Raw genomic sequence first — 21,861 nt, 5'->3', positions numbered from 1 at the left:
CGACCGTCACCAACGACCGGTCCGCCGCGAGCACCGCCTCCTTCTGCACCCCCGGGATCCCCCACAACTGCACGTTGCCGGCCCGATCCGCCTCCTGCGCATGCACGATCGCCACGTCCGGGCGCAGCGCCGGCACCGCCGCCAGCGACTCACCCGTAAACGGGCACGCGATCCGGGCGACGGTCGTGCGGGCCTCCAGATCAGTCCCCGCATAGCCACGCAGGACGCCGAACGGCAGATCCGACGCACCCGCGGCATAACGCGCCGCCATCCCCGCATGACTGTGCTCCTCGATCGCCAACGGCCGCGGCCAGCCATGCTCGATCGCGTCACGGAAGCGGTGCAACGAACCCACGCCCGGGTTGCCGCCATAGGAGAACACCAACCGCGCAGCCGCGCCAACGCCGACCAGCTGGTCGTAGAGCAGGTCGGGGGTCATCCGCACCAACTCCAGATCGCGGCGGCCCTGACGCAGCACCTCATGGCCAGCCGCGAACGGAATCAGATGCGTAAAGCCCTCCAACGCCACCACATCCCCATCGCGAACCACCTCGGCGATCGCGCGATCCAACGCCAGCAGCTCGGCCATCAGGCGCTCCTCGGGGCGAGCAGTCGCGGGCAGAAGGTGGCGGCGGGGGACGGCACGCCATAGGTTCTATCGGATCGTGGACCCGATATGGGTTGGATTGGATCCACGTCGGTCGTGCGGTCGGTCGTGCGGTCGGTCGTGCGGGTCGTCGTGGACGGCGGGTCCTCGATCTGTAAGGATTGGATCCATGAAGGTGATGATCGGATCCAGATGGGATGCGGCGTCGGCCGGAGGAGCGCGCCCGTGCTGAAGCAGGCCGACAACGAGCGGCTCACCCGGACCGGGCCCGACACGCCGATGGGCCGGCTGATGCGGGCCTACTGGCAGCCGGCCGCGCTGGTCTCCGAGATGTCGCCCGAGCGGCCCGTCAAGGCGGTCCGGCTGCTCGGCGAGGATCTGGTGCTGTTCAAGAAGGAGGCCGGCGGCTGGGGCCTGATCAGCCGCTGGTGCGCCCACCGCGGCGTCGACCTGTCCTACGGGCGGCTCGAGGACGGTGGCCTGCGCTGCCTGTACCACGGCTGGCTCTACGGGCCCGACGGCCGCTGCCTGGCCCAGCCGGCCGAGCCGGAGCACAGCCGCTTCGCGTCCAAGATCCGGATCGCCAGCTACCCGTGCGAGGAGCGCAACGGGATCGTCTTCGCCTACCTCGGCGCCGGCGACCCGCCGCCGTTCCCCGCCTACGACTGCTTCACCGCGCCGGACGAGCACACCTTCGCCTTCAAGGGCCTGTGGGAGTGCAACTGGCTGCAGGGCGTCGAGGGCGGCATCGACCCCAGCCACGTCTCGTTCCTCCACCGCTTCATCGACGAGGATCCGCGCGACGTCTACGGCCAGCAGTTCAGCGAGGTCGTCGAGGGCACCGGCCAGAAGCTGTCGAAGCTCGTCGGCGACGCCTACCGCCCCGACATCGAGGTCGAGCAGGTCGACCACGGGCTGCGGGTGTTCGCGATCCGTCAGCTGACCGAGCAGGTCAAGCACGTCCGGATCACCAACCTGATGTTCCCGAACGCGTTCGTGGTGCCGTTCGGCAACGACAAGGTCTTCACCCAGTGGCACGTGCCGGTCGATGACCACACGCACTACTGGTTCATGATCCTCTACGACTTCAAGCAGCCGACCGACAAGCAGACGCTGCTCGACCAGCGGCTGAAGGAGGTCACGCTCCCCGACTACCGGCCGATCCGCAACCGCTCCAACGACTGGGGATTCGACGCCGCCGAGCAGCGGGACCTGACCTACACCGGGATGGGCCTCGACATCAACGTCCACGACCAGTGGGCGGTCGAGAGCATGGGGCCGATCCAGGACCGGACCGTCGAGCGGCTCGGGGTCTCGGACCGGGCGGTGACGGCCAACCGGCGGCTGCTGCTGCGCGCGATCGACGCGCTCGAGGCGGGCAACCCGACCCCCGGCCTGCCGGTCGACGAGCAGGCCGCGCAGGCGCTGATCGGGCCGCGGGCGGTCGACACGATCACGCCGACCGAGGGTTGGCAGGAGCGCTGGCAGGAGCGCGAGGCCGAGCGCCGCGCCGCGTCGCCCTGGGCCAGCCCGCAAGAGGTCCGCTGACGGTGCGCCCGCCCGAGCGCAACGCCGACGAGCGACCGGTCGCCGAGGGCGGTGGCGGCGTCAGCGCACGACCGCTGCTGGCCGCCGATCGCGGCGGCTTCGTCGACCGCCACGACCTCTGGAGCGAGGCGCAGTACGCCGCCGCCGGCCAGATGCGGCGGGTGATCGACGAGGTCGGCATCGAGCTGGTGCGGTTCTCGTTCGTCGACCAGCACGGCGTCCTGCGCGGCAAGACGCTGACCCGCGAGGCGGTCGCCGGCGGGCTCCGCAACGGGGTCACCGCGCCGTCGTCGCTGGTCCTCAAGGACACCTCGGGACGCTCGGTCTTCCCGGTCTTCTCGGCCGACGTCGGAGTCGGGGTCGAGGGCTTCTCGGGCGCCGGCGACGTCGTCCTGGTGCCGGACCCGACGACCTTCCGGGTGCTGCCGTGGGCGCCGCGGACCGGCTGGGTGCTCTGCGACCTGCGGTTCCCGACCGGCGCGCCGGTCCCGTTCTGCACCCGCTCGATCCTGCGGCGGACGCTCGCCGGGCTGGCCGAGCGCGGCTATGCGATGACCGTCGGCGTCGAGCTCGAGCTGCACGTCTTCCGCGCCACCGAGGACGACTTCCACCCCGATCGGGTCGGCCGCCCCGGAGCTCCCGGCCGCCCGGCCGCGGTCGCCCCGATCAGCGGCGGCTCGCAGCTGCTGCACGAGGAGGGCCTGGACGGGCTCGACGACCTCGTCCAGCTGCTCCATGACGGGCTGACCAAGCTCGACCTGCCGCTGCGCTCGATCGAGCTCGAGTTCGGGCCCAACCAGATCGAGGTCACGCTGGCGCCCTCCGACGCGCTGCGGGCGGCCGACGACGTCGCCCTCTGCCGCTCGGCGATCCGCCAGATCTGCCGCCGCCACGGCTACCACGCGACGTTCATGTCGCGCCCGGCCGGGGCCGAGACCGCGTCGACCGGCTGGCACCTGCACCAGTCCCTGCGCGACCTCGACAGCGGCGAGGGCGCCTTCGTGCCCCGCAACCCCGACCGCGTCGGCGTCCTCTCCTCGACCGGCCAGCGCTACCTGGCCGGCCTGCTGGCCCACGCGGCGGCCGCGGCGGTCTTCACGACCCCGACCGTCAACGGCTACAAGCGCTACCAGCCGTTCTCGCTGGCGCCCGACCGGGTCGTCTGGGGGATCGACAACAAGGGCGCGATGGTGCGCGCGGTCGGCGGCAGCGGCGACCCGGCGACGCGGCTGGAGAACCGCTCGGGCGAGCCGGCGGCCAACCCCTACCTGTACGTCGCTGCTCAGCTGATCAGCGGCCTCGACGGCCTCGACCGCGAGCTGGACCCGGGCCCGCCGACCACCGATCCCTACGCCGACGGCGCCCGCAGGCTGCCGCGCTCGCTGGCCGAGGCGCTCGACGCGCTCGAGGCCGACCCGGTCTTCGCCCGCGCGCTCGGCGAGGACGTGGTCGCCTGGTACGTCGCGCTCAAGCGGGCCGAGGTCGAGCGCTACCTGGCGCACGTCTCGGACTGGGAGCAGCGCGAGTACTTCGGGCTGCTGTAGGCGACCGGCCCCCCGCCGGACCCTGCCCGGCGGGGTGGGGCCGCGTCCGCCTCACTCGCCGAACAGCACCCGCCGCGGGTTGTCGGTCCAGATCCGCTCCAGCGCCGCTCGCTCGATGCCGGCGGCGACCGCCGCGTCGGCGAACTCGTCGAAGATGAACGTCAGCCCGGGGCCGCCGAGCGCCGCCTGGTGGGAGCGCTGGCTGACGTCCTGCGACAGCAGGATCCGGTCGCCGTGGCCGCGCTCGATCAGCGCCTTCAGGTAGGAGACCCGCCGCTCCAGCTCGTGGCCGGCGACGACGCCGCCGGACTTGACGGCCATCATGCAGTCGTACTCGACGTAGACGCCCCGCTCGAGCAGGTCGATCGAGTACTGCAGCGCCTTGACCGTGTCGGTGTGGCCGATCACGATCCGCGACGGGTCGACGCCCTCCTGGACCAGGATGTCGATCTGGGTCTCGGCGGTCGGGAACGTCGGGGCGTGGGTCGAGACCATCACGCCGGTCCGCGCCGCGGCCCGTCCGGCGGCGCGGAACGACCGCTCCTCGCGGGCCGTGACGTAGGGCAGGTCGGACGCGATCTCGCCGACGAACCCGGCCCGCACTCCGGTGCCCGGGATCTCGTCCTCGAGGTCGGCGATCAGGTAGCGGGCGATCTGCTCGGTCGAGTTGCGGTCGAACCAGCGGCGGTCGAAGTACTCCTCGAAGTAGTGGCCGGTGCCGAGGACGACGTTGACGCCGGTCGCCTCGGCCATCGCCTTGGTGGCCAGTACGTTGGCGACCGAGCGCGAGCCGGTGACCGGGTTCTGGACCTGGTGCGCGGGATCGCGGTCGAAGTAGACCGGCGCCGCGTGGTCGCTCAGCTCGCCGTTGGTGACGTCGAGCAGCGTGCGGCCGCCGGCGGCGACGAACCGCTCGATGTCGGCCTGGCGCTCTTCCCAGACGGTCATGAAGCCGTCGCGCGGCTCGGTCGGGCTCATGTTGATGAAGACGTGCTCGTGCGGGAGCGTGATCCCGAGCTCGTCGGCCTCGATGGGCCCGGTGACCGACTGAACCGTCGTCATGGCTGCCTCCGTGGGGCGTGGTGTGGGGTCGTGGCCGGCTGCGGCGCGCGGCTGGTCGTGGTGGCGTGGCCGGCGCCGGCCACGCCCTCGGCCGGCGCCGGCCGGCGCTCAGCGATGGCCGGCGGCATCGGCGATCGAGGGCCAGGTCAGCGGGCAGTGCCCCGGGATCAGCCTGGCGTCCTCGGCGGCGGCCAGCGCGACCAGGCGGTCGTGCGATGCCCGTCGCAGCGGGGCGTCGGCCGGGTCGGCCGAGGAGCCGATCGCGCGGTCCTCGTCGATCCCCCGCTGCAGGTCGATCGCGTCGATCGCCAGCAGCCAGGTCCCCGACTCGGCCATCCGGACGCGGTAGGACATGTGGCCCGGGGTGTGGCCGGGGGTCGCGATCGCGTCGATCCCGGGCGTGATCCGGGCGTCGCCGTCGAGCGTGATCCAGCGCAGGTCGTCGCGCTCGTAGTCCTCGCGGACGTAGAAGACCTCGCGGCTGGCCCGCTCGCGCGCGAACTCCAGCTCGCGGCGCTGGACCGCGACCGGGACCCCGGCGTCCGCCAGGTGGCGGAGGCCGCCGGAGTGGTCGACGTGCAGGTGCGAGACGGCCGCCAGCGCCAGGTCGCCCGGCGCCAGCCCGTGGGCGGCGAGCCCCTCCAGCAGCGGATCGCCGTCGGAGGGGAAGTCGGGCAGGTAGGGACCGTAGACGGTGTCGGTGGCTCCGTCGCGGTAGGGGCGCGGGTCGCAGCCGGTCTCCAGCAGGACCCAGCCGACCGGGGCGTGGACGAGCACCGCGATGATCGGCTCGCGCACGATCTCGCGGGTCCCGCCCTCGAGCGAGACGAACTCCGGCACCTGCTCCCAGCCGAGCGTCAGGCCGATCAGCCGGTCGCAGACCGCGGCGTCGTCGCTCATGCGCCCGCCGGCAGCAGCTCGCGGGGCAGGGTCGAGAGCGGCGCCAGGGCGCTCTCGGTCATCACCAGGGTGTCGATGCAGCAGACCTCGAAGCCCTCGTCGGGCGCGACGATCACGACCTCGAAGTTCGACACGTATCCCGGGTCGAGCACGATCCGCTCCGGTCCGTCGTTGGCCAGGTAGGTGTGACCGACCCAGCTCGGCGGCAGCCCGATCCCGAGCCCGTAGCCACCGACCCACCACAGGTTCTCGGCCGGGATCCGGGCTCGCGCGTGGGCCTCGGCGGCGGCCATCGCCGGTGCCGGGTCGGCGCCGGGACGGGCCAGCCGGCAGAGCTCCGGCAGCACGCCCTCGGCGGCCTCCAGCAGCTCGTGGGCGCGCGGGTGGACGGTCCCGAGCGCGAACGCCCGCGAGAGGTTGGCGTGGTAGCGGTCGACCACCGCGCAGCAGTCGACCGAGACGATGTCGCCCTCCTCCAGCACCCGCCGCGACGGGAAGGCGTGGACGTCCTGCCAGGCCGTCGGGCCGGAGGAGACCAGCGGCATCGTCGCGGCGACCTCGCTGCCGGCGTCGGCCAGCAGCAGGTTCAGCGTCGCCGAGACCTGCAGCTCGGTCATCCCGGGGCGGATCCGCTCCCGCAGCCCGCGCATCGCCTCGTCGGCGATCGCGCCGGCGGCCCGGATCCGCTCCAGCTCGGCCGGGCTCTTGTGGGCCCGGGCGCCGTCGACCAGCCAGTCGCCGTCGACGACCGTCGCGCCGGTCGCGGCCAGCGCCTCCTCCAGCGCGACGATGATCGCGGGCGACGGGTTGAGCGTCGCCCGCTCGACGGCGATCGTCCGCTCGGCCCAGCCGCGCTCGCGGGCGGTGCGGGCGACGACGTCGACCGCGTCGCCGTACTCGAACCAGACGAAGGCGTCGGCGCGGGCGTGGGCGCGGGCGTAGGCCTCGTGACGCGACCAGTCGAGGAAGACGACCTCGTCGGGATCGCGGACGACGGCGGCGCCGAGCGGCAGCCGCGGCGGGTACCAGCAGGCCTCGTAGCCGCAGAGCCAGGCGACGTTCGGCGGGCTCAGCACGTAGAGGACGTCGATCCCGCGGGCCTCCATCCGCTCCCGCACCCGCCGCAGCCGGGCGTCGTGCTCGGCGGCGGAGAACGGCGCCAGGCCGGGGCCGGTGGCCGGCAGGAGGCTCATGCGCCCCGTCCCGCGGCGGCGCGGTCGGCGGTCGACCTCATTCGGGGATCCCGGTCGGCCGGCGGGCGGTCCAGCCGGTGGCGTCCTCGATCGCCGCCCCGTGGCGCAGCAGCGCCAGGTCGCCGCGATGGCGGCCGACCAGCTGCAGCCCGACCGGCAGGCCGGCGGCGGTGAACCCCGCGGGCGTCACGAGCGCGGGATGGGCGGTGACGGTGATCCGGTTGGCGAGCATCTGCCAGCGGAAGTAGCGGTCGAACGTCGTGCCGTCGACCTCGCCGACCCACTCGACCTCGGCCGGCGGGGCGGGGACCGGCGTGGCCGGCAGCGCCAGCAGGTCGAAGTCCTCGAGCAGCCGCACGGTGCGGCGGTAGACGTCGGTCCGCAGCGCCAGCCCGTGGGCCAGCTCGGCGGCGGTCAGCGCCTCGCCCTGGCGGAGGTTGCGCAGGTAGTCGGGCCGCAGCTTCGTCGTGTCGCCGGCCAGTGCGTCGCCGCCGAAGCCGTAGAAGCCGAACATCTCGATGATCTCCCACGCCTCCTCCGCGCCGGTGAAGTCGGGCTCGACGTCGACGACCGCGCAGCCGAGGTCGACCAGCGCCTGTCGCGCGGCGGCGTGGACGCGGCGGACCTCGGGGTCGATCGGCAGCCCGCCGCCGTCGTGGCTCCAGGCGATCCGCAGCCCCCGCAGATCGCTCGGGCGGGGGTCGGCGAAGGCGGCCGGGTCGTCGTCGAGCGCGATCGGCGAGCGGTCGTCGCGACCGGCGATCGCGGACAGCATCAGGCCGGCGTCGCGCGAGCTGCGGGCCATCGGCCCGAGCACGCCGTGCGGGTTCCAGACGTCGCCCGGGCGGCCGCTGGGCACGCGGCCGGGGGAGGGGCGCAGGCCGACGGTGTTGCAGAGCGCCGACGGGTAGCGGATGCTGCCGCCGCTGTCGGAGCCGTCGGCGATCGGCAGCATCCCGGCGGCGAGGGCGGCGCCGGCGCCGCCGCTGCTGCCGCCGGCGTGGCGGTCCAGGTCCCACGGGTTGCGGGTGATGCCGAAGACCGGGTTGAAGGTCAGCGTCCCGAGGCCCTGCTCGGGGGTGTTGGTCTTGCCGATCACGATCGCGCCGGCGCTCCGCAGCCGCTCGACGATCAGGCTGTCGCCGGTCGCCGGCGGGGCGTCGGCGTGGGCGGCGGAGCCGTGGGTGGTCGGCAGGCCGCGAACGTCCATCAGGTCCTTGACGGCGGTCGGCAGGCCGTGCAGCGGACCCAGCGGCGCCCCGCGCGCGACCTGTCGGTCGGCCTCGCGGGCGGCGTCCAGCGCCTGCTCGGCCGGCAGCGGCGAGACGATCGCGTTGACGGCGCCGTTGACGGCGGCGATCCGGTCGAGGTGGGCCTGCATCACCTCGACGGCGGAGAGCCGGCGCGTGCGGATCGCGGCCGCCAGGTCGTGGGCGCTCCACCAGTGCAGCGGCCCGCTGGGGTCGGTGACGGTGACGCTCATGGCGGCCATGCTAGCTGATGGATCCAATCATGTGGAGATCGGATCCTGACGATCGAGCAGGCGCCGCGGCTCGCCGACGAGCAACGCGTCGAGCTGGTCCTCCGGGACGCCGCGGTCGCGCAGCGCCGGGACGACGCGCAGCAGCAGGTGGTCGTAGCCGGGGCCGCCGAAGCGGCGCAGCGCGGTCTTGGTCCAGGCCCCGCAGGCCAGCACCTGGCGGGCACCCTCCTCCAGCAGCTGGCAGAGGGCGTCGATCCGCTCGGCGTCGGTGGCCGAGGTCATCCCGACCCGCGGCGGCGCCTCGTAGCCGAAGCTCCACTTGAGCACGGCGCCGCTGGCCGCCAGCTCGCGCAGGTGGTCGCGGTCGGCGACGTAGCCGTCGACGTTGCTCAGCACCACCCTGTCGGCCGGCACGCCCTCGGCCGCCAAGCGCTCGAGGATCGCGGGGCCGTCGTGGAACCGCGGGTCGACCCGGGCGACGACCGCGACGCCGGTGCTCGCGGCGGCGGCGCCGGCGGCGGCGAGGATCCGGTCGTCCTCGGCCGAGCGGGGGTGCCCGGTGGCGATGGTGCCGACGATCCCCGCCCGGTGCTCGCAGCCGGGCAGGCGGTCGAGCAGCGCGTCGCGGAGCAGCGTCGTGAGCTGGTCGACGTCGAGCGCACGCAGCCAGTCCGGGCGCAGGCGCCCCAGGTAGGCGCCGACGCCGGCGACGATCTGGAGCCCGCTCTCGCGCGCGATCCGCGGCAGCTCGGGCGCCGGTCCGCCGAAGCCCCAGACGGTCAGGTCGACGAGCGCGCGCTGACCGGCGGCCGCCGCGTGGGCCAGCTCGGCGATCGCCAGGTCGGGGTCGTCGAGGACCAGGTTGTCCGCCAGGCCGAGCTGGTTGAAGCGCAGGAAGCCGAGGCTCTCGATCCGGACCCGGGGGTCGGTCGGCGGCGGCTCCCGGGGCGGCGCGTGCAGGCCGCGGACGTCGGCGAGCAGGTGCTCGTGCATCGAGGTCGGGCCGAGCTGGTCGGCCGCGATCGGGCCGAGCACCGTCTCGATCATCGGGATGCACGACCTGCGAGCATGGATCCAACGTAGCAGGGGCTGCCGCCTGCTCCTCGGGGCCGTCCCGCCCCTGGCCGACGGCGCCGCGAACCCGGAGGAACCCGTGACGATCGCCGCCGACCCACCGCTCTCGCCCGCCGACGAGGCGCTCGTCCGGGCCGCGCTGGAGCTGCTCGACGAGCGGGCCGTCGCCGGGCGCCACGAGGTCGCCTGTGCGCTGCGGACCCGCAGCGGCGCGGTCCACCGCGGGCTCCACGTCGAGAGCAGCATCGGTCGCGCCAGCATCTGCGCCGAGGGCGTGGCGATCGGCGCGGCGGCGATCGCCGGCGACACCGAGATCGAGGTGATCGCCGCCGTTCTGCGGACCGAGGACGGGGGCTGGCGGGTCGTCACGCCGTGCGGGGTCTGCCGCGAGCTGATCAGCGACTACGGGCCGGACGCGCAGGTGATCGACTACGACGCCGCCCGCGAGGTCCCCGTGCGGCGGGTGCCGGTCCGGTCGCTGCTGCCGGGCAAGACGACGCGTCGCTGGGCCGGGGCCTGATCGCCGCCGGCCGTGCGGCCGGGGAGGCGCGGCATCGCGAGGAGTATAGGATCCAATCATGATCCAGAAGGATCCATCCGTCGCCGCCGATTCGCATCCGGTTGCCCCGACCGCCGCCGATCTCCCGCCCGCGCCGAGCGCGGCCGAGTTCGTCGACCGGCAGCGGCGGGCCCGAGCCGCCGTCGACGCCGCCGGCCTCGCCGGCCTGGTCGCCTTCGGCAGCCGCAACTGGCCGTGGGCGGTCAAGTGGCTCGCCGACCACCAGTCCGGCTTCCAGCAGCAGGGGGCCTCGCCGACCTTCGGCGACAAGGGCTTCAGCGCCCTGGTGCTGCCGGTCGACGGCGAGCCGATCCTGGTCCTCGACCAGCGCGTCGGCCCCGGCGACGTGGCGGTGGCCGACGCGCGGACCGTCGAGTCGATCACCCGCGGGCTGGCCGACGCGCTGCGCGACGCCGGACTGGTCGGGCGGCCGCTCGGCGTGGCCGGCGAGGGCGTGATGCTCGAGCGCCACCGCCGCCAGGTCGAGGGCCGCCTCGGCTCGCCGCTCGACCTGCGGCCGGCCGACGCGATCCTCGAGCCGCTGCACCGGGTCAAGAGCCCGGTCGAGCTCGAGCGGATGCGCCACGCCTCGGCGGTCGGGTCGGCCTGGATGCGGGCGATGATGGAGGCGATCGAGCCCGGCCGGACGGAGGCCGAGGTGATCGCCGCCGGGCTGCCGGTGATGCTCCGCGGCGGCGGCTTCCCGGCCGACGTCGTGGCCGGATCGGGCAACCCCTGCAAGCCGCAGGCGCCGCGCGGGATCCCCTCGTTCAACGCGACCCGGCCGCTGGAGCGCGGCGACCTGATCCGGATCGACGGCTTCGGGCCGGTTGGCGGCTACGGCTGCGACCTGGCCCGCTCCTCGTGCGTCGGCGCCGAGCCGACCGACGCCCAGCGGACGGTGCTCGAGCACGCGGTGGCCTTCATCGACACGCTGATCGCGGCGGTCAGGCCGGGCGTCACCCACGAGCAGGTCCACGACCTCGGGACCGCCTGGATGGTCGATCGCGGCTATGCGCCGCACGGCTACTTCGAGGGCTTCTGGCCGGCCTTCGGCCACCAGATCGGCCTGACCACCGAGGGCCCGTTCATCGCCGCCCAGGAGGACGACCCGATCCAGGCCGGCCAGGTGATGGCGCTGGAGATCGTGCTCGGGACGCCGGAGACCGGCGGGATCAGCCACGAGGAGTGCGTGATCGTCACCGAGTCCGGCACCGAGCTGCTGACCGGCGGCTGCCCGCAGCGGTGGTGGTGACGGGCCGCACCGCGAGCGCGAGCAGCGCGGCTACGGCGCCGCGGGCGGGTCGAGCGCCTCGCTGATGGCGGCGGTCAGGCGGTCGACGATCAGCGCGGCCAGCCGCTCGCCCTTGGCCACGCTGGCCCGCGACGCCTCGGCCAGCACGCCGGACGCGGCGACGTGCTCGGGCGGGGTCGGCGTTAGGTCGTAGAACGGCCGGACGGCGGCGCGGTCGTCGGCGATCAGCTCGCGGCGCACCAGGTCGGGCCGCAGCGCCAGCATCAGGCTCGTCTCCATGATCGCCGCGTGCTCGGCCGGCCAGCCGGGGAAGCCCTCGCGCGCGTCCTCGAAGAGGAACGCCATCTCGGCCTCGGAGAAGGCGTTGAAGACCCGCTCGATCAGCATCACGCGGACCGGCCCGCCGCCGTCCGGCCGCTCGAGGTCGCCGGCCTCGCGCGCCAGCTCGATCCCCTCGTGCAGCAGGTTGACGTTCTCGCCGTGCCAGTTGAGGACGGCGATCGAGCGGAAGCCGCCGGCGGCCAGCTGGCCGACGACGTCGCGGACGACCTGGACCAGGGTCCCGGCCCGCAGCGACGTGGTCCCCGGGAACGACGGCCCGCCGCCAGACAGCGGCCGGCTGCGGTTGCCGAAGGCCTGCGGCGGCGGGATCACGACGTGCAGCCGCCGCGCGATCCGCAGCGACAGCTCCAGCGGGATCAGGTGGTCGACCGACAGCGGCAGGTGCGGGCCGTGCTGCTCGGTCGCGCCGACCGACCAGAGCGCGACCGCGCCGGCCCGCGCCGCCGCGTCGACCTCGGGCCAGGTCATCTCGCTCATCAGCGGTCCGTGCATCGGGGCTCCCTCGTGGACGTGGGCCGTCGCGCTCATCGCGGACGCGGTGGGACCGCGGCGGTGATCGCGGCCAGGATCGGGTTCGGGTCGGTGGTCCAGCGGACGACGGCGACGAGGTCGCGATCGGGGTCGCACCAGACCACCTGGTCGCCGGTTCCGTGGGCCGCGAAGCCGCGGACGCCGGAGCCGGGGTAGAAGCCCTGCTCGTCGGCGACGGCGCCGAGCGGGGGCGCGCCGGCGTCGGCCGCCGACCGGCCGGCCTGCGGGTTGCGCCACCACATCAGTCCGTAGGCGTCGCGGACGGCGCACGGCTCCAGCATCAGCGTGCACCAGCGCTCGCTCAGCAGCGCGGCGTCGCCCCAGCGCCCGCCGGCCAGGTGCAGCAGCCCGAAGCGGGCCAGGTCGACGGCGCTCAGCCAGAGCCCGCCGCCCCAGTGGCTGCCGCCGGTGACGACCGGCAGCTCGCGCCCGTCGGCCAGCGTCGTGCGCATCTGGTCCAGGCCCTGCCAGCTCCAGCCGTCGGCGACCCCGATCGGTCCCAGGATCCGCTCGCCGAGGATCTCGGCCCCGCTCGCGCCCCGCAGGTGGGTGAGCGCGAGCGACAGCAGGTTGGTGCGGACGTCGTTGTAGGAGAACCGCGCTCCGGGGCCGTGGGCGGGCTCGTCCGGCGCCTGCCGGCCCTGGGGGTCGGCCCACCACGGGACGTCGAAGAGCGTGCCGCGCCAGTCGCTGGTCTGGGTCAACAGCTGGCGCCAGCTGATCCGGCGGGCCGCCTCGGGGTCGAGCGGGACGCCGCCGGTGACCAGGTCGCCACCGAGCGCGGCGAGCGGCACCCGCTCGACGACGGGCTCGTCGAGGTCGTCGAGCAGCCCGTCGTCGAACGCCAGCCCGGCGACGGTGGCGAGCGCCGACTTGGCGATCGAGAACGCCATCTCGCGGCGCTCGGGGTGGCCCCAGCGCGCGACGGTGCGACCGCCGACGACGACCAGCCCCGACGGTCCGCCGCGGTCGAGCAGCGGGCCCATCACCCGCGGCCACGGCTCCTCCGCGAGCGTGGTGGCCAGCCACCGGTCCATCGCGCGGGGCAGCGCCGGCTCGCTGCCCGTGGCCCGCGCGACGGCCAGCGCCAGCCGCTCGGCGTCGATCCCGGCCTCGGCCGCGGGGAGCAGGGAGAGCGACGGGGCGGCCCTGGCGATTGATGGATCCATATTCCGTACTGTAGTATCCAATCGTGCCGTTTGCTCCCGTCCGTTCCCCGCGCGACGCGGAGGCCCTCCGATGAGCCGACCGCTGCCGCCGTTGCCCGACGTCGAGCCGATGCTGCTCGGCGACGCCTGGGTCGCGCCGCCCGGCCACGAGCGCCTCGAGATCCTCGATCCCGCGTCCGGCGCGCTCCTGACCCACGCGGTCCAGGCGACTGCCGCCGACGTCGACACGGCGGTCGCGGCCGCCGCGCGCGCCCACGACGACGCGCGCTGGCGCGGGTTGCCGCCGGACGAGCGCAGCCGGATCCTGCACCGGATCGCGGAGCTGCTGGAGCAGCAGGTCGAGGAGCTGGCGACCCTCGAGACCCGCGACAACGGCAAGCCGATCGAGCGCTCGCGGGCCGACACGCTGATGAGCGCGCGGACCTTCCGCTACTTCGCCGGCGCCCCGGGGCGGATCACCGGCCAGGTGCTGCCGCTGGACCACGACCTCCACCACGCCTACACGCGCCGCGAGCCGGTGCGGGTGGCGGCGCTGATCCTGCCCTGGAACTTCCCGATCATGGAGGCGGCGTTCAAGCTCGCGCCCGCGCTCGGGGCCGGCTGCGCCGCGATCGTCAAGCCGGCCGAGCAGACGCCGCTGACGGCCCTGCGGCTGGGAGCGATCTGCCTCGAGGCGGGCGTGCCGGAGGGCGTCGTCCAGGTCCTGACCGGCGACGGCCGGGTCGGCGAGGCGCTCGTCGCCCACCCCGACGTGTCGATGGTCTCGTTCACCGGCTCGACCGCGGTCGGCGAGCGGGTGATGGCCCGGGCGGCGCGCGGGACCAAGCGCGTGACCCTCGAGCTCGGTGGCAAGAGCCCGAACGTCGTCTTCGCCGACGCCGACCTCGACGCCGCGGTCACGACCGCGATGCGCGCGTCGTTCGGCCACTCCGGGCAGATGTGCACCGCCGGCAGCCGGCTGCTGGTCCAGCGCTCGATCCTCGACGAGATGACCGAGCGGCTGGTCGACGCGACCCGCGCGGTCCCGCTCGGCAACGGCCTCGACGGCGGGATCTCGGTCGGGCCGCTGGTCTCCGAGGAGCAGCGCGAGCAGGTCCTCGGCTACATCGCCGCGGGGCGCGACGAGGGCGCCCGGATCGCGGTCGGCGGCGGCGTGCCCGACCGTCCCGGGTTCTTCGTCGAGCCGACCCTCTTCACCGGGATGCGCAACGAGATGCGGATCGCGCGCGAGGAGATCTTCGGCCCGGTCGTCGGCGTGATCCCGTTCGAGGACGAGGCCGAGGCGCTGGCGATCGCCAACGACACCACCTACGGGCTGGCGGCCGGCGTCTGGACGCGCGACCTCTCGCGAGCCCACCGGATGGCCGCCGCGCTGCGCGCCGGCACGGTCTGGGTCAACACCTACAACGTCTTCGACCCGGCGCTGCCCTTCGGCGGCGTTCGCGACTCGGGCCTCGGCCGCGATCTGGGCGAGATCGCGCTGCTGTCGTTCACCGAGCCCAAGAGCGTGGTCATCGCGCTCTGACCCCGCCGGCCCCGCGGCAGCGTCCGCCGGCGCCGCCCGTCCCCGACCCGACCACAGGAGCCCCCGCCGTGCCGATCCACACCGTCCTCGGCCCGATCGATCCCGAGGACCTCGGTCCGACCTCGATGCACGAGCACGTCTTCAGCGACCTGCGGGTCTGGGTCAAGGAGACGGGCGGCGAGCCGTGGGAGGGCCCGATCGGCCCCGAGGCCCAGGTCCACCTGCGGTGGAACGGGCTCCACACGCCCGACAACCTGGTGCTCCACGACCCCGACGTCGCGGTCGCCGAGCTGCAGCGGGTCAAGGCGGCGGGCGGCAGGACGATCGTCGACCTGACCGTCACCGGAATGGGGCGCCGGACCGCCGACCTGGTCGAGGTCTCGCGCCGCAGCGGCGTCAACGTCTGCGTCGGCTGCGGCTTCTACGTCGAGGAGCTGCACCCGCCGGAGCTGGCCGCGATGGACGTCGACCAGATCGCCCAGACGATCCTCGACGACCTCCGCGACGGCCTCGACGGCACCGGCGTCAAGCCGGCCCTGATCGGCGAGATCGGGACCAACCACCCGCCGTCGGTCGACGAGTGGCGGGTCGTCCGCGCGGCCGGCCGGGCCGGCGCCGAGTCCGGCGCGGCGGTCAACGTCCACCTCTCGTGGCGCGGCGCCGACGGCCTGCAGGTCGTCGAGGCGCTGACCGAGGAGGGGATGCCGGCCGACCGGATCGTGCTCAGCCACATGGACGAGCGGATCGACCGCGGCTACCACGACGCGGTCGCCCAGACCGGCGCGATCCTCGAGCTGGACACCTTCGGCAGCGAGTTCTTCTACAGCACCGAGAGCCGGGCCCGGAACCCGACCGACGTCGAGCGGCTCGACGCGCTGGAGTACCTGGTGTCCCAGGGCTACGGCGACCAGATCGTGCTCGGCTGCGACGTCTGGGCGCAGTCGAACCTGGTCCGCAACGGCGGCGCCGGCTACGAGCACCTGTTCAAGCGGGTCCAGCCGGCGCTCGGCTGGCGCTGCGGCGCCGACGAGGCGACGATCCGCCAGATCATGGTCGAGACGCCGCGGCGGCTGCTCGACCGGCCGTAGGCGATGGCCGGCGATCCGATCCCGCCCGCCGACGCTCCGGGGGCAAGCGCCTCCGGCGACGGCGGCGACGGCCCGCTGATCTGGTGGAGCGCCGGGCGGCTGCGGGCGGCGATCGCGGCCGGCGACCTGACCGCGGTCGAGGTCGTGACCGCGTTCCTGGAGCGGATCGGCGAGGTCGACGGACGGGTCAACGCGATCCCGACGCTGGTGCCCGAGCGGGCGATCGACGAGGCCCGGGCCGCCGACCGGGCCCGCGGGCGCCGGGCCGGGCCGCCGCCGCTGCTCGACGGCCTGCCGATCGCGGTCAAGGACCTGATGGCGACCGCCGGGATCCGCACCACCCAGGGCTCGCGGATCTACGCCGACGACGTCCCGACCGAGGACAGCCTGCTGGTGCAGCGGCTGCGGGCGGCCGGCGCGATCGTGATCGGCAAGACCAACACGCCGGAGCACGGCGCCGGCTCGCAGACCTACAACGACGTCTTCGGCGCGACCCGCAACCCCTACGACCTGTCGCGGACCGTCGGCGGCAGCAGCGGCGGCGCGGCGGCCGCGGTGGCGGCGGGGATGCTGCCGCTGGCCGACGGCTCCGACCTCGGCGGCAGCGTCCGCAACCCGGCGTCGTACTGCAACGTCGTCGGGCTGCGGCCGTCGGCCGGGCGCGTCGCGTCGGCGAGGCCCGGCAACGCCTGGGACCCGATGTCGCTGCTGGGCCCGATCGCCCGCACGGTCGGCGACTGCGGCCTGCTGCTGGCGGCGATCAGCGGTCGCGACGACCGCTCGCCGATCGCGATCGACGAGGATCCGGCGGCCTTCGCCGACCTGCCGATCGCCGACCTGCGCGGCGTGCGGATCGCCTGGAGCCGGACGGTCGACGGGCTGCCGGTCGACCCGCAGGTGACCGCGGTGCTGGAGGCGCTGCGTCCGGTGCTGGTCGACCTGGGCGCGATCGTCGAGGACGTCGAGCCCGACCTGTCCGGCGCCGACGAGGCGTTCGAGGGCTTCCGCGCGCTGGAGTTCTTCGGCGCCCACCGCCACGAGATCGCGGCTCACCCCGACCTCTTCAAGCCCGACCTGGTCGACGAGATCGAGCGCGGCCGGCGGCTGAGCGCCGAGCAGGTCGTCCGCGCCGGCGAGCTGCGTACCGAGCTCTACCGCCGGACGGCGCGGTTCCTGCAGCGCCACGACCTGCTGGCGCTGCCGACCGTCCAGCTGCCGCCGTTCCCGGTCGAGCAGCGGTGGCCGACCGCGGTGGCCGGCGTCGCGATGGAGCGCTACGTCACCTGGATGCGCTCCTGCACGCGGATCTCGGTGACCGCGCACCCGGCGCTCTCGCTGCCGGCCGGCTTCACGCCCGAGGGGCTGCCCGTCGGGCTGCAGCTGGTCGGGCGGCACCGCGACGAGCGGACCCTGCTCGCGCAGGCCGCCGCGATCGAGGCCGCCACCTGGTTCTCCCGACGCCGGCCGCCGCTGTGACGCGCGCCGGCGGCCACGACCTGCGGCGGGCGGCGCCGCGGCCGTCCGGCCCGGATCCCCGCGACCCCGCCGCCACGAGGAGCAGACCACGATGACCACGCCGCCCACCGGTCCGACGATCGCCGACGCGCCGCCGCCGATCGCCCCCGACGAGTTCCTCGACCGCCGCGAGCGGACCCGGCGCGTGATCGCCGACGCCGGCCTCGACGGCCTGCTGGCGTGGGGCAGCGTCGACTGGTCGTGGGCGGTCCGCTGGCTGGCCGACCACCAGTCCGGCTTCGCGTCGGCCGCGCCGTTCGGCGACAAGGGCTTCTCGGCGCTGGTGCTGCCGGTCGACGGCGACCCGATCCTGGTCCTCGACCAGCGGGTGCCGGCCGCGGATCTGACCGTCGCCGACGCGCGCACGGTCGAGTCGGTGACGGTCGGCGTCGCCCAGGCCCTGCGCGACGCCGGGCTGGCGGGCCGCCGGGTCGGGATCGCGGGCGAGGGGGCGCTGCTGGACCGTCAGCGACGGGCGATCGAGGGTCACCTGGCCGCCGCCGGCGCCGACGCGCTGACGCTGGTGCCGGCCGATCGGATCGTCGAGCCGCTGCACCGGGTCAAGAGCCCGGCCGAGCTGGACCTGCTGCGCCACGCCTCGGCGGTCGGCGGCGCCTGGATCGGGGCGATGGTCGCCGCGGCCGAGCCGGGACGGACCGAGGCCGACCTGGTGGCGCTCGGCCTGCCGGTGCTGCTGGCGGGCGGCGGCTTCCCCGACGACGTCGTGATCGGCTCCGGACTGCCCTGTCGGCCGAACGCGCCGCGCGGGGTCCCGTCCTTCGCCGCCGGCCGCACCCTCGAGCGCGGCGACCTGCTGCGGGTCGACGGCTTCGGCCCGGTCCTCGGCTACTACTGCGACCTGGCGCGCTCGGCCTGCGTCGGGCAGCCGGCGACCGACGCTCAGGCGACCGTCCTGCAGCAGGCCGTCGACCTGATCGACCACCTGATCGCCAGCGTCCGGCCCGGCGTCACCCACGCCCAGGTCCACGACGCGGGCGTCGCCTTCCTGACCGAGCGCGGGCATCCGCCGCACGGCTACTTCGAGGGCTTCGTGCCGATGTTCGGCCACCAGCTCGGGCTGACCACCGAGGGGCCGTTCGTCGCCGCGAGCTCGACCGATCCGATCGCGGCCGGCCAGGTGCTGGCGCTGGAGATCGTGATGGGACCCCGGAGACCGGCGGGATCAGCCACGAGGAGGCGATCATCGTCCACGAGGACCGCAACGAGGTGCTGACCGCGGCCTGTCCCGCGCGGTGGTGGTGAGCAGCGGTCAGAGGCCCAGCAGCCGGGTGGCGTTGCCGCCCGCGATCGCGTCGCGCTCGCCGTCGCCGAGGCCCGGCAGCGCGCCCAGCTCCGCCAGCGTGTCGGCCGGCTCGTACCAGGGGAAATCGGACCCGAGCAGCACCCGCTCGGGTCCGACGGCGCGGATCAGCGCGCTCAGCTCCCGGGGCGTCGGGGCCGCCGGGGCGCCGGCCCAGGCGACGATCTCCGAGAGGTCGAACCAGGCGCTGGGGTGCGCCTCGGCGAACGCGGCGGCGGAGCGCCAGGCCGCGCCGCCGAGGTGGGCCAGGACCAACTGCAGCCGCGGGTGGGCCGCCAGCACGGGGGAGAAGGCCTCGGGCAGCGACCACCCGGCGCCGTGGCGGTCGGGCCCGCAGTGGACGACGACCGGCAGCGAGCGCGCGGCGCAGGCGGCGAGGACGGGCTGCAGCGCCGGGTCGTCGGGGTGCAGCCGGAGGCTGATCGTGTGCAGCTTGAGGCCGCGGGCGCCGTGGTCGTCGGCCAGCTCGGCGACGTGGGCGGCGGCCTCGCGGGCGCCGAGGACGCCGGGGTGGAGGGTCGCGAACGGCAGCAGCTCGCGGTGGCGCGCGCCGACGTCGCAGAGCCAGCGGTTGTAGGCCAGCAGGGCCTCGCGTGCCTCGGCGTGGGGCGGATCCGCCGGCCACCAGCGCTCCCCGCCCGGCGGGAACGGCGCCCCGGGCAGCTCGAACTCACCGAGCACCACGCCGTGTGCGGCCCCGGCGTCCGCCAGCGCCGCGAGCCCGTCGGCGACCGTCCCGGCACGGTCGCTGCGGGCGACGCCGGCGTGCTCGCCGTACTCGACGATCGGGTAGGCGGTGACCACCGCCCGTCCGGCCGCGGCCGTCGGGTACAGGTGCATGTGGCTGTCGATGCGCATCGCGGTGGGCTCCTGGCGGCCGTTCCGTGGCCCACTCGACTTGCCGAGTGAGTCCAATCCTGCTTCTATAGGATCCAATCTAGGGGAAACTGAACACGAGCGGGAGTCACGGGCATGAGCGACAGGACGGACGGTCCAGGCGGGATCGGGCGGCGGGCGTTCCTCGGGCGCGCAGGGGTCGGGCTCGGAGCGCTGGCGCTCCCCGGCTTCCTGGCCGCCTGCGGCGGGGGCGACGGCGAGACGACGACGACGAGCGGCGGATCAGGCGCCTCGAGCGAGTCGCCCGCGATCGAGAAGCTGCTCGCGGCGGTGACCTCGAAGCAGCTGGTGGTGGCCGGCTTCGGCGGCACCACGCAGGAGGTCCGTGGCAAGGTCTTCCTCGAGCCGTTCGCCAAGCGGGTCGGCTTGCGGGTGGTGCAGCCGCTGGTCGACGGACAGCTCGGCGACCAGATGCTGCTGGGCGAGGTCCCGGCCAAGTGGGACATGGCCCACTCCTCCAACTGGATGGTCCTCTACGCCCTGAAGAAGGGCAAGAAGCCGCTGCCGAAGCTCCCGGCCGGGATCCCGCGCGAGGACCTCGTCGCCGCGCCGATCAACGAGTACAGCGTGCAGACCTTCGTCACCGCCTACGTCGCGGGCTCGCTGAAGGGGACCTTCCCGACCGAGCTCTCGTGGGCCGACTTCTACGACACCAAGAAGTTCCCCGGCAAGCGGATCGTCCCGGGCCCGGGGTACTACGAGGGCGTGGCCGAGCCGGCGCTGCTGGCCGACGGCGTCAACCCGGACGAGCTCTACCCGCTGGACCTGGAGCGCGCCGCGCACAAGATCTCGTCGATCTGGGACGACCTGATCTTCTACAACCAGTACCCGCAGATCCAGCAGATGCTGAGCAGCAAGGCGGGGTCGGTCGCCTCCGGTCCCAACGGCATCATCACCGGCCTCCAGAACAAGGGCGTCGACGTGGTGATCAACTGGAAGGCGAACCCGATCACCGCCGCGAACTGCTTCATCATCAACCCCGATGCGCCGAACATGGACGCCGCGGTCGCCTATGCGGGCTGGGTCACCGACCTGAAGCGGCAGGCCGACTTCGCCACCCAGACGCACTACGGGCCCGGGTTCCAGAAGGCCTTCGACATGGTCGCGCCGGACGTCCGGAAGCAGATCCCGACGGCGCCCGAGCACCACCCGGTGCCGACCTCGGAGACCTGGCTCGCGGAGCACTACGACGAGCTGATCAAGTTCAACGAGAAGCTCTTCAACGACAACAAGTAGCGGCGGGCGGCGCGTCGGTCGCGGGCGATCCGCGGCCGGCGCCGGCGTCGGACCCCCGGTCGGCGTGGCACGCGCCACGTCGGCCGCGACCCAGGAGCACCATTGATCATCGACGCCTACAACACGACCCAGGACGTCCGCGGCCGGTCGGACTACCTGACCGGCGCCAAGCCCGGCGACCCGCCGCCGCCGTACGTCCCGTTCGATCCCCGGCGGATCCTCGACCGGATGGACGCGGCCGGCGTCGACATGGCGATGATCTGCTCGCTGGCCCAGCGGATCGAGAACGAGTTCATCGCCGGCCTGGCCGCCGCCCACCCCGATCGGCTGTTCGGCTTCGGCCAGGTCAACCCGGCCGACGACGACGCCGTCGCGACCGTCCACTGGATCGCCGACCACGGGCTGAAGGGGCTGAAGCTCCACCCCTCGATGCACGGCTACCACGTCGCCGACCACGGGCTGCTGGACCCGCTCTTCGCCGCGTGCCGCGAGCGTGGCCTGCTGGTCCTGGTCAACGCGCTCGACGACGCCTTCTGCGCGCCGTTCGCGATCGAGGAGATCGCCAAGGGCTTCCCCGAGGTTCCGACCCTGATCGCCCACATGGGCGCGGTCTGGAACGTGCCGGAGGCGATCATCGTCGCCGAGCGCCACGAGCACATCTACCTGGAGACCTCGTCGACGCTGCTGGCCGACGTCCGCCGCGCCTACGCGCGCCTGGGCCCCTCGAAGATCGTGATGGGCACCGAGTGGCCCGGCCACGACTTCGACCTCGAGCGGATGAAGATCGGCAAGGCGATCGAGGATCCCGCCGACCGCGCGCTGATCGAGGGCGGCAACATGGCGCGGCTGCTCGGCCTCGACGGCTGAGGGCGGGGTGGGCGCGCCGGTCGACGTGGTCGTGGTCGGCCTCGGGCCGGCCGGCACGATCGCCGCGCGGGTGCTCGCCGCGGCGGGTCTGCGGGTGGTCGCGCTGGAGGCGGGGCCCGGCGCCGGCGGCGGCGCGCCCGGGACC

General features: G+C 74.4%; 19 protein-coding genes. 10 read left to right on the top strand and 9 right to left on the bottom strand.

From position 1 onward, the window contains the following. Window positions 1-589, bottom strand: a 589-nt coding sequence (locus PAI11_RS20260; RefSeq protein ID WP_040601143.1) for a CoA transferase subunit A, incomplete at its 3' end; no start/stop codon positions are given. A gap of 243 nt (window positions 590-832) precedes the next feature. Here PAI11_RS20260 and PAI11_RS20255 point away from each other — a divergent pair. Together PAI11_RS20255 and PAI11_RS20250 are read left to right on the top strand one after the other, a co-directional pair. Continuing rightward, window positions 833-2,155, top strand: coding sequence for an aromatic ring-hydroxylating dioxygenase subunit alpha (locus PAI11_RS20255; protein ID WP_007578261.1), 1,323 nt, complete (start codon window positions 833-835; stop codon window positions 2,153-2,155). Window positions 2,156-2,307: 152 nt separating this feature from the next. Continuing rightward, window positions 2,308-3,699, top strand: a complete 1,392-nt coding sequence (locus tag PAI11_RS20250) for a glutamine synthetase family protein (RefSeq protein ID WP_050897335.1) — start codon at window positions 2,308-2,310, stop codon at window positions 3,697-3,699. Between the two features lie 51 nt (window positions 3,700-3,750). Here PAI11_RS20250 and PAI11_RS20245 read toward each other — a convergent pair whose 3' ends face one another. From PAI11_RS20245 to PAI11_RS20225, 5 genes are all read right to left on the bottom strand, one after another. Next, window positions 3,751-4,761, bottom strand: coding sequence for a phosphotriesterase family protein (locus PAI11_RS20245; RefSeq protein ID WP_007578257.1), 1,011 nt, complete (start codon window positions 4,759-4,761; stop codon window positions 3,751-3,753). A gap of 108 nt (window positions 4,762-4,869) precedes the next feature. After that, a complete protein-coding gene (locus tag PAI11_RS20240; protein WP_007578255.1) occupies window positions 4,870-5,661 on the bottom strand; it encodes an N-acyl homoserine lactonase family protein in 792 nt (263 codons plus the stop codon). Then, a complete protein-coding gene (locus PAI11_RS20235; protein WP_007578254.1) occupies window positions 5,658-6,854 on the bottom strand; it encodes a M24 family metallopeptidase in 1,197 nt (398 codons plus the stop codon). Before PAI11_RS20235 ends, PAI11_RS20240 begins: the two co-directional genes overlap by 4 nt. A 37-nt stretch (window positions 6,855-6,891) precedes the next feature. After that, a complete protein-coding gene (locus PAI11_RS20230) occupies window positions 6,892-8,337 on the bottom strand; it encodes an amidase (protein ID WP_007578253.1) in 1,446 nt (481 codons plus the stop codon). A gap of 27 nt (window positions 8,338-8,364) precedes the next feature. Beyond that, on the bottom strand, window positions 8,365-9,372 hold the full coding sequence (locus PAI11_RS20225; RefSeq protein WP_244406575.1) for a phosphotriesterase family protein: 1,008 nt from the start codon (window positions 9,370-9,372) through the stop codon (window positions 8,365-8,367). Between the two features lie 118 nt (window positions 9,373-9,490). Here PAI11_RS20225 and PAI11_RS20220 point away from each other — a divergent pair, with 118 nt between their 5' ends. Next, window positions 9,491-9,931 (top strand): cytidine/deoxycytidylate deaminase family protein, encoded by a 441-nt coding sequence (locus PAI11_RS20220; protein ID WP_007578251.1) that lies wholly within the window; start codon window positions 9,491-9,493, stop codon window positions 9,929-9,931. A gap of 58 nt (window positions 9,932-9,989) precedes the next feature. Continuing rightward, window positions 9,990-11,225 carry a M24 family metallopeptidase gene (locus PAI11_RS20215; protein WP_007578250.1) on the top strand — a complete coding sequence of 412 codons (1,236 nt, stop codon included), beginning with the start codon at window positions 9,990-9,992 and terminating at the stop codon, window positions 11,223-11,225. Between the two features lie 30 nt (window positions 11,226-11,255). Here the strand turns inward: PAI11_RS20215 and PAI11_RS20210 are convergent, their stop codons facing one another. Together PAI11_RS20210 and PAI11_RS20205 are read right to left on the bottom strand one after the other, a co-directional pair. Further along, a complete protein-coding gene (locus tag PAI11_RS20210; protein ID WP_050897332.1) occupies window positions 11,256-12,095 on the bottom strand; it encodes a creatininase in 840 nt (279 codons plus the stop codon). After that, window positions 12,092-13,267, bottom strand: coding sequence for a serine hydrolase domain-containing protein (locus PAI11_RS20205; RefSeq protein ID WP_007578248.1), 1,176 nt, complete (start codon window positions 13,265-13,267; stop codon window positions 12,092-12,094). Before PAI11_RS20205 ends, PAI11_RS20210 begins: the two co-directional genes overlap by 4 nt. A 70-nt stretch (window positions 13,268-13,337) precedes the next feature. Between PAI11_RS20205 and PAI11_RS20200 the strand changes: the two genes are divergently transcribed. The 4 genes from PAI11_RS20200 (at window position 13,338) to PAI11_RS20185 (ending at window position 18,629) form a co-directional block, all read left to right on the top strand. Then, window positions 13,338-14,792, top strand: a complete 1,455-nt coding sequence (locus PAI11_RS20200) for an aldehyde dehydrogenase family protein (protein WP_007578247.1) — start codon at window positions 13,338-13,340, stop codon at window positions 14,790-14,792. 68 nt (window positions 14,793-14,860) lie between these two features. After that, window positions 14,861-15,880: a phosphotriesterase family protein gene (locus PAI11_RS20195; protein ID WP_007578246.1), complete on the top strand. Its 1,020-nt coding sequence runs from the start codon at window positions 14,861-14,863 to the stop codon at window positions 15,878-15,880. Between the two features lie 3 nt (window positions 15,881-15,883). Then, the gene (locus tag PAI11_RS20190) at window positions 15,884-17,356 is read left to right on the top strand and encodes an amidase (protein WP_007578245.1); all 1,473 of its coding nucleotides are present in this window, start codon (window positions 15,884-15,886) and stop codon (window positions 17,354-17,356) included. A gap of 91 nt (window positions 17,357-17,447) precedes the next feature. Next, a complete protein-coding gene (locus tag PAI11_RS20185; protein WP_007578244.1) occupies window positions 17,448-18,629 on the top strand; it encodes a M24 family metallopeptidase in 1,182 nt (393 codons plus the stop codon). 36 nt (window positions 18,630-18,665) lie between these two features. On the opposite strand, the gene PAI11_RS20180 is transcribed toward PAI11_RS20185, so the two are convergent. Beyond that, entirely contained in the window at window positions 18,666-19,574 is a 909-nt protein-coding gene (locus PAI11_RS20180) for an amidohydrolase family protein (RefSeq protein WP_007578243.1), read from the bottom strand. A 114-nt stretch (window positions 19,575-19,688) separates the two neighbouring features. Between PAI11_RS20180 and PAI11_RS20175 the strand changes: the two genes are divergently transcribed. Next, a complete protein-coding gene (locus tag PAI11_RS20175) occupies window positions 19,689-20,849 on the top strand; it encodes an extracellular solute-binding protein (protein ID WP_007578242.1) in 1,161 nt (386 codons plus the stop codon). A gap of 102 nt (window positions 20,850-20,951) precedes the next feature. Then, window positions 20,952-21,716, top strand: coding sequence for an amidohydrolase family protein (locus PAI11_RS20170; RefSeq protein WP_007578241.1), 765 nt, complete (start codon window positions 20,952-20,954; stop codon window positions 21,714-21,716). The last annotated feature ends 145 nt before the right edge of the window (window positions 21,717-21,861 follow it).

Source organism: Patulibacter medicamentivorans, assembly GCF_000240225.1.
Lineage (GTDB): Bacteria > Actinomycetota > Thermoleophilia > Solirubrobacterales > Solirubrobacteraceae > Patulibacter > Patulibacter medicamentivorans.
This window is presented reverse-complemented; position numbering and strand designations above follow the sequence as displayed.

Excerpts from the sequence above, each read along its gene's own strand:
- PAI11_RS20230 (WP_007578253.1), bottom strand. The coding sequence starts at position 8,337 with ATGAGCGTCACCGTCACCGACCCCAGCGGGCCGCTGCACTGGTGGAGC.
- PAI11_RS20205 (WP_007578248.1), bottom strand. The coding sequence starts at position 13,267 with ATGGATCCATCAATCGCCAGGGCCGCCCCGTCGCTCTCCCTGCTCCCC.
- PAI11_RS20180 (WP_007578243.1), bottom strand. The coding sequence starts at position 19,574 with ATGCGCATCGACAGCCACATGCACCTGTACCCGACGGCCGCGGCCGGA.
- PAI11_RS20190 (WP_007578245.1), top strand. The coding sequence starts at position 15,884 with ATGGCCGGCGATCCGATCCCGCCCGCCGACGCTCCGGGGGCAAGCGCC.
- PAI11_RS20210 (WP_050897332.1), bottom strand. The coding sequence starts at position 12,095 with ATGAGCGCGACGGCCCACGTCCACGAGGGAGCCCCGATGCACGGACCG.
- PAI11_RS20215 (WP_007578250.1), top strand. The coding sequence starts at position 9,990 with ATGATCCAGAAGGATCCATCCGTCGCCGCCGATTCGCATCCGGTTGCC.
- PAI11_RS20175 (WP_007578242.1), top strand. The coding sequence starts at position 19,689 with ATGAGCGACAGGACGGACGGTCCAGGCGGGATCGGGCGGCGGGCGTTC.
- PAI11_RS20185 (WP_007578244.1), top strand. The coding sequence starts at position 17,448 with ATGACCACGCCGCCCACCGGTCCGACGATCGCCGACGCGCCGCCGCCG.
- PAI11_RS20250 (WP_050897335.1), top strand. The coding sequence starts at position 2,308 with ATGCGGCGGGTGATCGACGAGGTCGGCATCGAGCTGGTGCGGTTCTCG.
- PAI11_RS20240 (WP_007578255.1), bottom strand. The coding sequence starts at position 5,661 with ATGAGCGACGACGCCGCGGTCTGCGACCGGCTGATCGGCCTGACGCTC.
- PAI11_RS20200 (WP_007578247.1), top strand. The coding sequence starts at position 13,338 with ATGAGCCGACCGCTGCCGCCGTTGCCCGACGTCGAGCCGATGCTGCTC.
- PAI11_RS20245 (WP_007578257.1), bottom strand. The coding sequence starts at position 4,761 with ATGACGACGGTTCAGTCGGTCACCGGGCCCATCGAGGCCGACGAGCTC.
- PAI11_RS20235 (WP_007578254.1), bottom strand. The coding sequence starts at position 6,854 with ATGAGCCTCCTGCCGGCCACCGGCCCCGGCCTGGCGCCGTTCTCCGCC.